This is a genomic window from Streptomyces hygroscopicus (genome assembly GCF_026168105.1).
Taxonomy (GTDB): domain Bacteria; phylum Actinomycetota; class Actinomycetes; order Streptomycetales; family Streptomycetaceae; genus Streptomyces; species Streptomyces hygroscopicus_D.
The window spans coordinates 40,003-54,255 of the sequence record NZ_LBMW01000006.1; the positions used below are offsets into that span (position 1 = coordinate 40,003).

The 14,253-nt window shown below is 70.4% G+C and carries 9 protein-coding genes; 5 read left to right on the plus strand and 4 right to left on the minus strand.

Annotation, left to right across the window (positions count from 1 at the left end):
* Positions 1-81: 81 nt before the first annotated feature.
* The 3 genes from AAW14_RS08550 to AAW14_RS08560 all read right to left on the minus strand — a co-directional run bounded on the left by AAW14_RS08550 (position 82) and on the right by AAW14_RS08560 (position 5,550).
* Complete coding sequence (locus AAW14_RS08550; RefSeq protein ID WP_265561564.1) at positions 82-447, minus strand: hypothetical protein; 366 nt, start codon at positions 445-447, stop codon at positions 82-84.
* A 194-nt stretch (positions 448-641) separates the two neighbouring features.
* A complete protein-coding gene (locus AAW14_RS08555) occupies positions 642-3,902 on the minus strand; it encodes a lectin (protein WP_265561566.1) in 3,261 nt (1,086 codons plus the stop codon).
* A gap of 358 nt (positions 3,903-4,260) precedes the next feature.
* Positions 4,261-5,550 (minus strand): hypothetical protein, encoded by a 1,290-nt coding sequence (locus AAW14_RS08560; protein WP_265561568.1) that lies wholly within the window; start codon positions 5,548-5,550, stop codon positions 4,261-4,263.
* Positions 5,551-6,478: 928 nt separating this feature from the next.
* On the opposite strand from AAW14_RS08560, the gene AAW14_RS08565 reads away from it, so the two are divergent.
* Positions 6,479-8,206, plus strand: coding sequence for a TIGR03767 family metallophosphoesterase (locus AAW14_RS08565; RefSeq protein ID WP_416223275.1), 1,728 nt, complete (start codon positions 6,479-6,481; stop codon positions 8,204-8,206).
* Between the two features lie 33 nt (positions 8,207-8,239).
* On the opposite strand, the gene AAW14_RS08570 is transcribed toward AAW14_RS08565, so the two are convergent.
* Positions 8,240-10,873 (minus strand): amino acid permease, encoded by a 2,634-nt coding sequence (locus AAW14_RS08570; protein ID WP_265561573.1) that lies wholly within the window; start codon positions 10,871-10,873, stop codon positions 8,240-8,242.
* A 326-nt stretch (positions 10,874-11,199) separates the two neighbouring features.
* On the opposite strand from AAW14_RS08570, the gene AAW14_RS08575 reads away from it, so the two are divergent.
* From AAW14_RS08575 to AAW14_RS08590, 4 genes are all read left to right on the plus strand, one after another.
* The gene (locus tag AAW14_RS08575; RefSeq protein WP_265561576.1) at positions 11,200-11,496 is read left to right on the plus strand and encodes a hypothetical protein; all 297 of its coding nucleotides are present in this window, start codon (positions 11,200-11,202) and stop codon (positions 11,494-11,496) included.
* On the plus strand, positions 11,497-11,931 hold the full coding sequence (locus tag AAW14_RS08580; protein ID WP_265561578.1) for an archease: 435 nt from the start codon (positions 11,497-11,499) through the stop codon (positions 11,929-11,931).
* Positions 11,932-12,182: 251 nt separating this feature from the next.
* Positions 12,183-12,611, plus strand: a complete 429-nt coding sequence (locus tag AAW14_RS08585; protein ID WP_265561580.1) for a DUF2267 domain-containing protein — start codon at positions 12,183-12,185, stop codon at positions 12,609-12,611.
* Between the two features lie 78 nt (positions 12,612-12,689).
* A complete protein-coding gene (locus AAW14_RS08590) occupies positions 12,690-14,114 on the plus strand; it encodes an RtcB family protein (protein WP_322741025.1) in 1,425 nt (474 codons plus the stop codon).
* The last annotated feature ends 139 nt before the right edge of the window (positions 14,115-14,253 follow it).

The following is a 14,253-nucleotide window of genomic DNA, read 5'->3' on the forward strand; positions in this document are numbered from 1 at the left end:
TCGAGAGGGTGGTTGCCTCGGAGCCAGTCATGTTACTGACCGGAAACCACACGGCCACCCAATCGTGGGCAGACGTACCGCTCAGATCCGGTCCGTCAGATCCTCCGCGAACACCTGCGACAGCGGCTGAGGCCCCACGTACTGCTGGCAATTGCACTGCCCGGGCTCGTAACGCAGTGGCTTCTTGTGCTCGTCCCAGGCCGTCGGGACCTCTACGCGCTCGTGACAGCGGCCGTTCTTGTCATGCTTGGCCAGGTGGTGGGTACACCCGCACACCGGCTCGGGCGGCTTGCGCGCCGCTTCGACGGCCAAGCGGTCCTGTGCCGCCGCCTCCGCCAGTTCCAGCTTCCGCTCGTGCCGGTTGCGCAGCGCGGTGCGGACGGTGTCGGCAAGCCAGGCGAAGCCACCCGTCCAGAAGACGATGAGCATCCACCAGAACCAGTCCACCAGCACCCCTTCCCCCGTGCGGCCCGTGCGTGCCGCGACCGCTCCATGGCTTCGGCGCCGGGTATGTCTGCGCCGAAGCTTCGGGTCCAGGATAGACGCCGGGAACGCCGCGGTTGCCGCCGCGGCGGCCCGCTGGGGGTGAGGGCGGTGGCGTGGAAGCCCGGCCGGATCTCGTCCGAACCGGCCGGGACCCGTTACGGAAGCGCCCAGCTCTGGGCGCTGGTGCCATTGCATGTGTACAGCTGGAGTTGGGTGCCCCAGGCGGTGGCCGAGCCCGGGTCGTCCAGGCACTTGCCGGACGGCGGGTTGGCGAGGGAGTTGCGGGCACCGACGTGCCATTGCTGGGCGCGGGTGCCGTTGCACTCGTACCACTGGACCGGAGTGCGGTCGGCCGTACCGGAGTCGGTGACGTCCAGACAGCCGCCGAGCACCTGAAGGGTGCCGTTCGGCTCCACCGTCCACTGCTGGGCACCGGTGCCGTTGCAGGCGTAGATCTGGACCGGGTTGCCGTCGGTCTTCGCGCTGTTGCGGTCGTCGACGCACAGGCCGGCCCGGACGCCGGACACGATCGGCCCGGTGGCGGGTCCCGTGGCGGCGCCGGTGCCGAAGCCGATCGCGAAGACATGCAGTCCTCCGGTGCCGACGTCGGACGGCAGCCGCACGGTGGCGACCGTCCTGCCGGCGGCCAGTGCCACCGGAGCCGTGGCGAACACGTACGTCTTGACGTCGTCGGACGAGGAGCCGGCGTGGTTGCGGTAGGCGGTGGTCACCGCGACGGTGTTGTCGGGGACCGGCGAGGAAGCGCCGCCGTTCAGTGTCCAGTCGGAGAAGCGGACGGTGACCGACTGGGTCGTGCCGTCCGTGTAGGTGACGATCGCGGTGCCGGTGGACGGGCCGTTGTTGGCGGCGCCCAGGAAGGAGATGGCGCCGGAGCCGGACGCCCGGACGGTCTGTCCGTTCGCCTCGTAGTTGTCCGGCGTGGTGGCCGCGGCGTCCGGCCAGGTGAATGCGACGCCCTGGGCGGTGATCTTCGATCCGGGTGTGACTCCCGCGGCGGACAGGGCGTTCGCGGAGTAGCTGTGGCCCGCGCCGTCGAAGTCGGCCGAGGAGGCGGCGGAGTCGCTGGACGTCCCGACATCGGTGTAGGTGGGCGAACCGGGGTACGAGGGCGGCGCGGCGGAGGCGGCCGACGCCCAGGAAGTATTGGGGGAGGTGCCGAGTACGTAGGAGAGCGTGCCGCCGTCGGTGATGGCGCCGGCCGGCGCGTGCGCCTTGTCCCACACCGAGCCGTTCCAGGTGGCCGACTGTACGTACGGAGCGTCGTCCGCGGCGTTGGTGCCGTTGATCGTGAGGGTGTGGCCGGAGGGGAGGGTGATCACCGCTTGGGCGAAGAGCGGGCTGCCCAGCGCCAGATCGGCGGTGCCGGGGGTCTCCGGATACATGCCGAGGGCGGACCACACGTACCACGAGCTCATCTCGCCCAGGTCGTCGTTGCCCGCCAGCCCGGACGGGCTGTCGGTCCAGATCTGGTCCTGGACCTGGCGGACGACTTTCTGCGTCTGGTACGGGCGGCCGACGTAGTCGTACTCCCAGGGGATGTTGAGGCTGGGCTCGTTGCCGAGGTTGGTGTAGCCGCTGCCACCGGTCAGCGAGGACAGGTCCGTGTCGAGATACCTGGCCATGACCGAGTCGCCGCCCATGGCGGTCGCCAGTCCGTGCAGGTTGAAGGGCACCATGGGCGTGTACTGCCAGGAGTCCCCCTCGACGAAGTTCCTGCCCGAGGTCGGCGAGAATCCCGAAGTCCACGCGCCCGAGGCGTCGCGCGGCTGGATGAAACCGCTGCCGAAGTTGAAGAGGTTCCGCCAGTTCTGCGCCCGGTTGACGAGCCGGCGCTGATCGGCGGTGTCACCCAGGGCGCCGGCGAGGGCGGAGACGGCGAAGTCGGCCGAGGCGTACTCGAGCGTGGTGGAGGCCGCGCCGTAATAATCGCAGCAGCCGTAACGGCCGTTGCTGGGCAGCCAGCCCAGCTGCTCCAGATAGTCGAGCCCGGGCCGGTTGTTGTTCGGTTCGGTGGCCTCCGTGACCATGCCCTTGAGCGCGGTGGCGGTGTCGAAGCCCCTGGCGCCGAACGCGTAGAAGTCGGCGATGATCTGGTCCGCCGGGTCGCCGACCATGACGTAGGTCTCGCCGTTGTTCTCCGACCACTTGGGGAGCCGTCCGGTCTGCTGGTAGTCGTCGACCATCGACTGCGCGGTGTCGGAGGCGACCTGCGGGGCGACGAGGGCTTCGAGCTGGGCCTGTGAGCGGTAGGTGTCCCAGCCCGAGTAGTTGGCGTAGGCGGCGCCGTGGCCCGCGTCGACGGTGTGCGTCCTGCCGTCGAAGCCGGGGTACTGGCCGTTGCTGTCACTGATCACGTTCGGATGCAGCAGCGTGTGGTAGAGCGCCGTGTAGAAGACGGTCTGCCGGGCGGGCGTCCCGCCCGCGATCCGCACCCTGCCGAGCAGGGAGTTCCACGCGCTCCGCGCCGAGCTTCGCACGCCCTCGAAGTTCCAGCCGGAGTTCTCCGCCGTACGGTTGCCCACCGCGTCGGCGACCGACACGTACGAGACACCGACCTTGGCCTGCACGACCCGGTTTCCGGTGGTGTCGAAGGTGACGTATCCGTCGGAACCGCTCGCCTGTGGGGTGAAGGTGCGCGCGGTCCGGGGAACGGCGCCGTGCAGCACCGGCTTGTTCGGCGCCTCGGGGGTATCGGGCGAGACACCGGTGCGGGGCGAGGGCTGTGCGCCGGTGGCCGCCGCCGTACCGCTGTGGCTGAAAGGCCGGTCGAAGACCATGTCGAAGTGGACGGTGTAGGAGTTGCCGGCTCCGCAGAAGTTGCCGCTGGTGACCTGGCCCCTCACCTCGGTGTCGTTCACCACGGTGAACTGCGTGCCGGAGTCGCCCCCCTGGCTGCCCGTCAGCTTGAAGAGCAGATTCGCCTGGCTGGTGGACGGGAAGGTGAAGCGCGCCATGCCGCTGCGGGTGGTTGCGGTCAACTCCGCCTTGACACCGTTGTCCATCGACACGCTGTACGAGCCGGGGGAGGCGGACTCGTTCGCGTGCGAGAAGCCGTCCGTGGCGCCGGTGTCCACCGCACCGAGGGTCGGCAGAACCGGGATGTCACCGGCGGCGCGGCAGCCCGGCCCCGCGATGTGGGTCAGGCTGAACCCCGTGATGGAGGAGTCGCCGTACTCGTATCCGCCACCGTACGGCCGGTGCGGTGTGTCGGGACTCCACTGGACCATCCCGAACGGCGCGTCGGCCCCGGGGAAGTCGTCGGCGGACTTCGACGTCCCGATGAACGGGTTGACGAGTGAGGCGGGGTCGGTGACCAGCGCGAGCGCGTCGGTTGCGGCGACGGCCGGGCCGGAGGCGGCGGCCGCCACCAGAGCACAGGCGGCCAGGATGGACAACGGGCGGAGGTGCGGGCGGGCTTGGAGCCGGAACGAGCCGAATCTGTACCGTCTTCTGAGACTTGTCAGTCTTGCCATCCTATGTCCCTTCCCTTTGACGGGCAGGCCGATCGGCCTGAACGAGGGAACTCCGCACGGCGCGTGACAACGTTGTCTCATGTCCCGCACGCTGGGCCCTGCGCGGCTGCAAGCCTTGGCGGCGGTGCGAGGGGTGGTACGGAGCGGAGCGGGCAAGAGATGACAGCGTGGTCAACAGTCCGTACTTCCGGGAACGTTGGCGTCTCCGCCTCGTACTGTCAAGGGCTCGCGTTCCGGACCGGGCAGAGGGCCGTCCGCTCGGGCGGCGCCGTACGGTCTCTCACAATGTCCAGCCGTGACCGCCGCTGTTGTGGGACATGGCCAGGACGGCGGTGGTCACGACGAGGTACCGGGTGAGGCGGCCTTGGCGGTACAAGGCCGCCAGTGCCCAGGCGAGAGCCGTGTACCAGGGCATCGCCCACGGCGCCGTGAGGATCCAGGCGAAGGTCAGCGCGAACGGTACGGCGACGAGGGCGGGGGTGTCCGCGGGGACGCGGCGGCGGAGTACCCAAGCCAGCGCGAGCATCAGGACGGGCCACAGGACACTGGTGATGGCCGCGGTCGCACGAGTGCCCAGGAACGCCGTACCGAATTGGTCGAACCAGGCCCACAGCGAGGGTTTGGAGACCAGATGTGAGGCCGCGGAGAGCGGGGCGAGGGCGTGCAGGCCGTAAACCGCATAGAGGAGGGCCAGCGTCAGCATGGCCGCGCAGGTCACTCGGACTGCCTGCCGCCAGGCACCGGAACGCAGCAACGGCCAGGCCAGTCCCACGCACAGCAGGGCGGCACTGATCTTGGTACCGCAGGCCAGGCCGACCAGCGCACCGACGATCATGTCGTGATGCCATCGGGTGGCCCGGCGGACGAAGTGGACCGCGCAGACGGCCAGGCAGGCGACGATGGTGTCCAGATGCCCGCCCGCGACCAGGACGCCGATCAGGAGTGGGTTGGCGGTCCACAGCAGGCCGGCCCGGACCGGATCGTCGGCGGTGCGCATCAGCAGGTAACCGGTGCCCAGGAACACGGCCGCGTTCGCGAGCATCAGCGCCCATATCGTCAGCCACGGCCGGTCGCCGCCGACGAACGCGGCAGCGGCCTGGAACCACGTCGCGATCGGCCCGTACACGGACGGGGTGTTCCGCCACCCCTCGCTCACCATATGGGCGTAGGCGCCTCCCAGTTGGGCGGGTGTCGTCACATACGGATCACCGCCGAGTGCGGCGATACGGCCGTACGCGGCGTAACTGGCCGTGTCGGAGGAGCCGACCGGAGTGAGGTTGGCGACGACGAGCACGGCGAGCGTGCCGGCGCTGGACAGCAGCCGTGAGTCGGGACTCCAGCCCCGCCGGTAGGCGTTGAGCATGAGGAGCGTTCCCAGACACGACAGCACGATGGCCGCGGAGGTGACTGCCTGGGAGACGGTGCCCGACATGGCGGGCAGTCGCAGCCAGGGGATCGGTGCCCTGAGCGTGTTGTGGTTGGGCGCGCTCGCGCCGACCAGTCCGAACAGGGCGACGCCCAGCACGGACAGCCATACGGCTGCGGACGGCCGAAGCCGCGCAACGACCATCGGTACCCGCGAGGGAGCAGTCCGGAGCCGGCCCGCAGAACGCAGAGCCCACTCATCGTTGTTGGTCGTCAAGGTCACTCTCTGGGTCGCTGTCGGGTCTCGTTCGTCCCGCGCCGAAGCCGGTCGCAGGAACCGTAGGCGCAAAACGGCGCGGACCACCGGGCTCCGCACCCGGCCGGCCCTGGGGCCCGGCCACGGTGCACGGAGGGATCAAGCCCGGGGTCCGGCGTGGTCGGCTTCGGTGTCCGGGCCGGTCACCGGGCGGCCCACGTCGCATTCTGCCCGCCGTGGTCCCGTCGCGTACGTGCGGAGAACGGGACCTGGAAGCCGGCCGGCCTAGTGACGGTGAGCGTCAACGATGCGTGGTGTAAACCACCCTTCGAAGAGGTCGGGAGTGTGAGCCCCGTGACACCCGAACGCGTGACCACCGCGGAGCGGTCGGCTGCCCCGCGCCGTCCCGGGGAGCGGCGAGCGAACGCCACCCCCGCAACAGCCATCGAGACTGCATCACCGACCATCGCGATCTTCGCCGCTCGCCGCACGCGTCCATTCCCTCTCACGACAACACCCTTCGCGCCACACCTCCAGGGGCGGGACGCGGAGGGAACCCTATGACGTTTAGATAAACATCAGGTCAAGATTGCTCGATCGGCGTCGCCGATCCCCTCGCGACTAGCCGGATTCACTGAAATTACCGACTTGCCGGTCACCGGTGCGCGACTCGCGGACGCATCGGCGGGCCGCCGTGGAGCGCGCCCCGCGCCCCGTGGCGGAAGGCGAAGCGCAGGCCGGTCCGCATTCCTCTGTTTGCCTCAAGTTTCCCCCAGGACCCTGGACGTGTGACTACCCGTCAGTAATCTGTTGCGCCGAGACGGTGCGCCCGGCGCTCGTACTCACGTTCCAAGTGCCGCCGTCCGAAGGGGTAGCCATGCGCGGGATGAGTCGCCGTCAGTTCATGTCCAGAATGTCCGCAGCAGCCGCGGGCGCGGCGTTGTGGTCGGCGGAGGCGCACGACCGGGCCATGGCCCTCACGGCGGCACGGGCCGTACGCATCGGGGGGACCACCCTCGAACAGGTTGCGGCGCCCACCGGCAGCGGCCCGTACAAGCGGCTGGCCTCGGGCCCCGGTTGGCCGCTGGCGGTCCGCGGAGACCTGGCGGCCGCGGGCGCGGGACGGGACGACCGCCGCGTCGGGCTGGCCGCCTTCGTGCAGTTCACCGACCTGCATCTGGTCGACGCAGAGTCGCCGCTTCGGTTCGAGTACCTGGCCCGGTATCTAGACAGCGCGCACCGCCCGCACGAGACGCTGACGGCCCGGGGCGCCTCCGCGTTGGTCGAACGGGTCAACGCACTGCGCTCGGGCCCGTACACCGGGCTCCCGTTCGGCTCGGTGATGGCCACCGGGGACAACACCGACAACCACGAACTCGTCGAACTCGACTGGTACCTGACCGTGATGAGCGGCGGCCGCATCACCCCCGGCAGCGGGGATCCCTCGCGCTACGAGGGCGTGCAGAACTCCGGCAGCGGGCTGTACTGGAACCCCGAGTCGTCCTTGCAGGACGACTACAAGGCCAAGGGTTTCCCGCAGATACCCGGTTTCCTGGCCGGCGCGGGTCGTGCGTTCACCGCACCCGGGCTTACCGTCCCTTGGTACAGCACGGTCGGCAACCACGACGACAGCATCGAGGGCTCCCTTCCCGACCTCGGGCTCCTGGGCGATCTGTACACCGGCGACCGCAAGCTCGAAGGCTCCGACGACGCCACCGCGGCGAAGCTGGCCGACGCGGTGCAGCACGACCCGGCCGCGGCAGTCGCCATCCTCACCCAGCTGCTGACCACGGGCGGCGCGGTACGCCGGATCACCCCCGACGCGCGACGCCGGCCCTTCACCCCCGCCGAGTACGCGAAGGCGCATCTGAACCCGGCGTACACCGGCCCGGGCCCGGTCGGCCACGGCTACACCGCGGACTCGGTCTCCAGCGGCCACCTGTACTACGCCGTCCCGCTCGCCGAAGGAGTCCTGGGCATCAGCCTCGACACCACCAACCGGGCCGGATTCGCGGACGGTTCCCTCGGGACCGCACAGCTCGACTGGCTGGAGTCCGTCCTCAGGGCGCACAGCGGCCACTGGTACGACAACGACGGGAACGTCGTACGCGGCAGCGGTGACGACAGCCTGGTCGTCGTCTTCAGCCACCACACCAGTGCGACGATGGGCAACCTGCTGCCCGACCCGTACCGCCCCTTCGAGGCACGGCACGACGGCAATGCGCTCGTCGCGCTGCTCCAGCGCTACCCCAACGTCGTGGCCTGGGTGAACGGCCACACGCACCGGAACCAGATCATCGCCCACGGGCACGCCGTCCCCGAGCGCGCCTTCTGGGAGATCAACACCGCTTCCCACATCGACTACCCGCAGCACGCCCGGATCATCGAGATCGCCGACAACGGCGACGGCACCCTCTCCGTCTTCACCACGCTCATTGAATCCGCGGCTCCCTACGCCACCGACTTCACCGACACCTCCGACCCGGGCCTCGCGGCCCTCTACCGTGAGCTGTCCTACAACGACCCCTACGCCACCCCGGCGGCCAGGATCGGTTCCTCCGGCGACCACAACACCGAGCTGCTGCTGACACGGCCGGGGAAGTGACGGCGGGCGCGGGCGGCGCGGTACGAGGCCGTCCTACCCGTCGTCCGCCTTCGGCAGCTCCTGTTCGGCCCAGATGGTCTTGCCGGTCGGTGTGTAGCGCGTCCCCCAGCGGTGGGTCATCTGGGCGATGATGTACAGTCCGCGGCCCCCTTCGTCGTCGCTGGCCGCGTGGTGCAGGTTGGGGGAGCTGCGTCCGCCGTCGGAGACCTCGCAGATCAGGGTCCGGTCGCGGATCACGCGCACCTGGATCGGGCCGCCGCCGTAGCGGATGGCGTTGGTGACCAGCTCGCTGACGATGAGTTCGGTGGTGAACGCCAGGTCATCCAGTCCCCAATGGTGGAGCTGCTTGCAGGTGGTGGTGCGGATGCAGGCGACCGCCGCCGGGTCCGCCTCCACGTCCCACTCGGCGAACTGGTTCCGCTCGAGCATGCGGGTCCGTGCCAGGAGCAGCGTCGCGTCCTCGTCCACCGGCCCGGGCAGCAGTCCGTAGACCACCCGGTCGCACAGCTCCTCCAGGGGCAGCCGGTGATCGGCGAGCGCCTGGGCGAGCAGGCCGAGAGCGGCCTCGGGGGTCTCGACCGACTGGATCAGGCCGCCGGTGAAGAGGGCGACGAGACTGCCCGGCGCGAGCTGGAGCTCGGTGCTCTCGTAGGGCGGGCCGCCGACTCCCAGCGGAGTGCCGGGCGGCAGCTCCGGAAAGCTGACCATCCCCGTGCGCGCGTCGACGATCGCCAGCGGTGACTCTCCCGCACACGCCACGGTGCACCGCCCCGAGACGGGGTCGTACACCGCGTACAGGCAGGACACCCCCCTGGTGCCGGTCTGCCGCCTCCTGCGGCCCGGGACGTGCTCCGCTCCGCGCTCGTGCACGGCCTGCTCGGCCAGGTCGTCCAGCCGGGTGAGGACCTCGTCGGGTGCCAGGTCGAGGCGGGCCAGGACCGCCACGCCCGTGCGCAGACGCCCCATGGTGGCGGCGGCCTGCAGGCCGTGACCGACGACGTCCCCGACGACCAGGCCGACCCGGGTGCCCGACAGCGGGATGACGTCGAACCAGTCGCCCCCCACGCCGGACCCGCTGTCGGCGGGCATGTAGCGGCTCACCGACTCGACGGCGGTCTGCGGAGACAGGCGCTGCGGAAGCAGGCTGCGCTGGAGTTTGAGGGCTGCCGTGTGCTCCCGTGTGACCACCAGCATCAGCAGGAAGCCGAGCAGCAGGCTGCCGAGGCCCACGACCGTGACCCCGCCCACCGGTCCGATCAGCGGCAGGTTGACGGTGGTCGTGCCGTACCGGCGGTCCGCGTAGACGTCGAAGGCGGCATAGAGGAACAGGAAGAGCATCATCAGCCCGCCCAGCCCCGGCAGCACGCCCTTGAAGACGAGATCCCTCGTGCTGCGGGTGAGGACACTGCGGTGGTACCAGACGCAGGCGAAGCCGGTCAGCCCGTAGTAGAACGTGATCGCGATGCCGACCGAGTGGATCGAGTCGGCCAGGACGTCCCGGCTGAACGTGGTCAGCAGGACCAGGAAGGCGATCGAGCCCGCCCCCACGCCGACCGTCGACCAGGTCGGGGTGAGGAACTTGCGATGGACCCGGGCGAAGCGGGTGGGGACGGCCTTGTGGACCGCCATCGAGAAGACGGTCCGGGCCAGGGGCAGGATGGTGGTCTGGGTGGAGGCCAGCGCAGAGGTCAGCACCATCAGGACCAGCAGTCTGGACAGGAACAGCCCCGCGCCGTGGCCGCCGAAGACGGCGTCGCCCAGTGCCGAGAGCACATCGTCCGAGTTCCGGGCGTTGCCCAGCCCGATACCCGAGGGGCCGACTCCGGCGAACGCCTGCGCCGACGTGGACACCGTCGTGTACGTGATCAGGAGCAGCACGGTGGAGATGATCGCGGCACGCCCGGGAATACGGGTGCTGTCGATGGTCTCCTCGTTGATCGTGACGGCGGTGTCCCAGCCCCAGTAGATGAAGACCGCCGTGAGGAGCCCCGAGGTCAGTGCCGCTGCCGAGGGGATCTGGAACGGGTCGAACCAGGAGACGGAGACGTGCATCGCCGTCGGGGGAGGGCTGGTGTAGACCCTGACCAGCGCGGTGACGGCGAACAGGAGCAGCACCCCCACCTCCACGCACAGCATCCAGCGCTGGACAGCGGCCGAGAGCTCGATGCCGACGTAGCAGATCGTGGTCATCACGGCGATCCAGACGATGCCCACGACGGTGGTCCACAGCCGGTTCCCCGCCAGTGCGTCGTAGCCCAGCAACCGGAAGGTGTAGATACCGGCGATTTCGGAGAGGTTCGTCATGACCAGGATGTCGGCGACGATGATGCCCCAGCCGCCCATCCAGCCGACATGCGGTCCGAAGGCGCGGGTGGCCCAGGTGAACGTGGTCCCGCAGTCGGCGTCGCTCGCGTTGAGCTCCCGGTAGGCATACGCGATCAACAGCATCGGGATGAAGGCCAGGACGGTGACGATCGGGGCCTGCAGCCCGACCGCCGTCACGATGAAGCCCAGCGTGGCGGCGAGGCTGTATGCCGGTGCGGTGGAGGCCAGGCCGATGACCACTGAGGAGAACTCACCCAGGGCGCCGCTCTTGAGCCCTTTCGAGCGGACCACTGCGCCGGATGCGGAGCGGTCGGCGGACGCGGCACGGTCGAAGAGCCTCACGCCTGATTTGAACTCCGGCCCAGCAGCTACGCAACACCACCGGGCTGCCGGGTGGCCGACCGCCGTCCGAGTGGCTGCCCGGGCGTGCCCGCGGTACCGGCAGGGAACGCTCCACCCCCCGTGACGCCGATGTCCGGAGCCGCTCGGGGGTCGATCGGGGACGCGTCGGTACGGGACGCCGGAGGCCGCCGCCGGGGGCCCCTCGACGCCGCACCGCGCACGAGGTCCGCGTTGTCGTCCGCGGCGCGCGGGCGGACCATACCGAGTAGCAGGCATCGTGGCGTGGTCGGGAGGGGCGCCCGCGTTCGGAAGAAAGGCTGACGGTCATGGAGTGGGCATCTTGGACGACGAAGGGAGTGTTCGCCGGTCGCGGAGGCGCCCGCACCGACGAGGCCGGGATCCTCACCGGTGACCTGACCGTGCACACCACCTGGCACGGCGGCCAGGCCGATGTGTCGGTCCAGTACAGCGGTGCCTCCCAGTGGTTCACCCTCACCGGAAGCCCGGTGCCGTGCCCTTCCGAGCAGGAGAGCCGGCATCTGCACCAGGAGGTGGTGGAAGCCGTCCGGGCCGGTGGCGGCGCCACCGTTCCGCATCACGAGCATCCGGGGCAGCACCCGTAGATGCGGCGGGAGAGTTCCGGCCCGCGCGGCGGGCACCGCGGTGTTCCGCACACCGCGGACCTGCGGGTGGAGGCCTGGGGCGAGACGCGTGAGGAATGCCTGGCGCAGGCCGTGCGGGGTGTCTGCGAGTCGTTCCTGGACCTGACCGGAGCGGCGGCCGCCCGGAGCCGGGACGTGGTGCTGCGGGCCGAGCGGGACGAGGACCTGCTGGTGGCCCTGCTGGAAGAGGTCGTCTACCGGCTCGACACCGAGGGAGAGGTCCCGGTCGGCGTGGAGCTGACCCCGGTCGCGGGCGGTCTGCGCGCCGAACTGCGCATGACCGACGCAGGCTCGCTCCCCGTGACCGGCGCCGCCCCCAAGGCCGTCACCCTCCATGAGCTGTATTTCGGCCGGGGCCCGCAGGGCTGGACCTGTTCCGTGACCCTCGACGTCTGACGAAGCCCGAGACCACCCAGCGCAATACCATGGACGCTTAGGGCAGGAACGACGAGAACGCACCGCGTGCGACGCCCTTCGCGGCGCGCCACCCGCCGCGGGCTGCCGATTCAGGCGCTGCCCGCATTCCTGTCGACTTCTGAATCACCGGATCGTCCGCGGTGTCGCACACCGCACCCGCCGAAGCGCGGCGTTCCGTGCGGCCATCGACGTCACGGACCGCGCCAAGGACAGACCGGAAGGGGAGATTCATGTCCGTCACACATCCGCCCGACTTCGAACACACCATCCATACGGCGAACATCTGGCTCAAATCGGTGTCCGAGAGCCTGGGGACCGAGGATCGCCACCTGGCCCACCGGCTCCTGCGCACCTGGATGCACACGCTCCGGGACCGGCTCACCGTCGATGTGGCCGCCCACTTCGCCGCTCAGCTCCCCGAGCTGATGCGCGGCGCCTACTACGACGGCTGGGACCCCAGCCACGTACCGATCAAGTTCGACCGCGAGGGCTACGTGAACCGCTTCTCGCAGGAGGGAAAGGTCCCCGTCGAGGACGTTCCCCGGATCGCTGCCGCGGTCACCGCCGCCGTACGCGAGCACGTCTCGCCCGGGCAGCTGGAGTCGGCGCTCGAGCAGGTCCCGCACGACATCCGCGACATCCTCCTCCAGCCGGCCTGACCGGCCGCGGCGTCGGATCGCCGGCGGCCGACGGCTCCGGCGCCGCCACGGCGGACGACCGACGGGACGGTGGCGGACATGGACATCACGCTGGTCCCGGAGAGCCCTTTCCGGTTCCGCATCGAGCAGGACGAGGCGATGCGGGTGCCGGGAGTGGTCTTCGCGACGCGGGACCTGCTGCCCCAGGCGGTCGGGGACAAGGCGCTGGAACAGGTCGTGAACGTGGCGACGCTGCCCGGCATCGTACGCGCCTCGTTCGCCATGCCCGACGTGCACTGGGGGTACGGCTTCCCGATCGGCGGCGTCGCCGCCACGGACATCGACGCCGGCGGGGTGATCTCGCCCGGCGGTGTCGGATTCGACATCTCCTGCGGTGTCCGGCTGCTCGCCGCCGGCATCGACCGGCAGCCGCTGGTGTCGAGGATGCGGCGGCTGATGGACATCCTCGGCGACACCGTCCCGCGTGGCATGGGACGCGGCGGGCTGTGGAAGCTGTCCGGCCGCGCGGAGATGGAGAAACTGCTCGTGGACGGTGCCGGGTACGCGGTCGAGCGCGGGCACGGCGTGCCACGCGACCTGGAGCGGTGCGAGGACCACGGAGCACTGGCGGGGGCGGATCCCTCGCAGGTCGGGCAGCGAGCCGTCGAACGGGGGCTCCAGCAGGTGGGCAGCCTGGGCTCGGGCAATCACTTCCTGGAGGTACAGGCCGTGGACGAGGTGTACGACGCCGAGACCGCGACCGCCTTCGGCCTGCACGCCGGCCAGGTGTGCGTCATGATCCACTGCGGCTCGCGGGGCCTGGGGCACCAGGTGTGCACCGACCACGTCCGGGTCATGGACGAGTCCCTGCGTTCCTTCGGGATCCGCATCCCGGACCGGCAGCTGGCCTGCGCGCCCGTCGTCTCCACCCCGGGCCGCGCCTACCTCGGGGCGATGGCAGCAGCCGCCAACTACGGCCGCGCCAACCGGCAGTTGCTCTCACAGGCCGCGCGCCATGCGTTCGCCGTCGCCGCGCAGACGGAACTCGACCTGGTGTACGACGTCTCCCACAACACCGCCAAGATCGAGACCCACGAGGTGGAGGGCGTGGCGCACCGGCTGTGCGTCCATCGCAAGGGCGCCACCCTGGCGCTCCCGCCCGGCCACCCCGACCTTCCGGAGGGCCTCGGCGGCCACGGCCACCCCGTGCTGGTTCCCGGCACGATGGGCACGGCCTCGTACGTGATGGTCGGCACCGCCGGGAACGACGCGTTCTCGTCCTCCGCCCATGGCGCGGGCCGGGTCTGGAGCCGACACCAGGCGCTGCGCCGGATCCGCGGCGAGCAACTGCGTGACGTGCTGGAGTCCCGGGGCATCTGCGTCAGACCGTCCTCGTGGCGCGGGCTCGCCGAGGAGACGCCCGACGCCTACAAGGACGTCGACGCGGTCGCCCGGGCCACCGAGGGCGCCGGCCTCGCCCGGCTCGTCGTACGCCTGGTGCCGCTCGGAGTCGTCAAGGGCTAGTCGGCAACAGCTGCGCGAACCGGTGCGGGAGGCCGCCGAGAACGGGCCGAAGGTGGGCGGTGTTCCCGTAGGGGCCCGAGGTGGGCCGCCACCGCGCAACGCGCCCTGGGCGACGGCGCGTGCGGGGCCCGCCGTCGGC

Coding starts and splice junctions, on each gene's coding strand:
- AAW14_RS08560 (WP_265561568.1), bottom strand. CDS start 5,550: ATGGTCGTTGCGCGGCTTCGGCCGTCCGCAGCCGTATGGCTGTCCGTG.
- AAW14_RS08565 (WP_416223275.1), top strand. CDS start 6,479: ATGCGCGGGATGAGTCGCCGTCAGTTCATGTCCAGAATGTCCGCAGCA.
- AAW14_RS08575 (WP_265561576.1), top strand. CDS start 11,200: ATGGAGTGGGCATCTTGGACGACGAAGGGAGTGTTCGCCGGTCGCGGA.
- AAW14_RS08580 (WP_265561578.1), top strand. CDS start 11,497: ATGCGGCGGGAGAGTTCCGGCCCGCGCGGCGGGCACCGCGGTGTTCCG.
- AAW14_RS08585 (WP_265561580.1), top strand. CDS start 12,183: ATGTCCGTCACACATCCGCCCGACTTCGAACACACCATCCATACGGCG.
- AAW14_RS08590 (WP_322741025.1), top strand. CDS start 12,690: ATGGACATCACGCTGGTCCCGGAGAGCCCTTTCCGGTTCCGCATCGAG.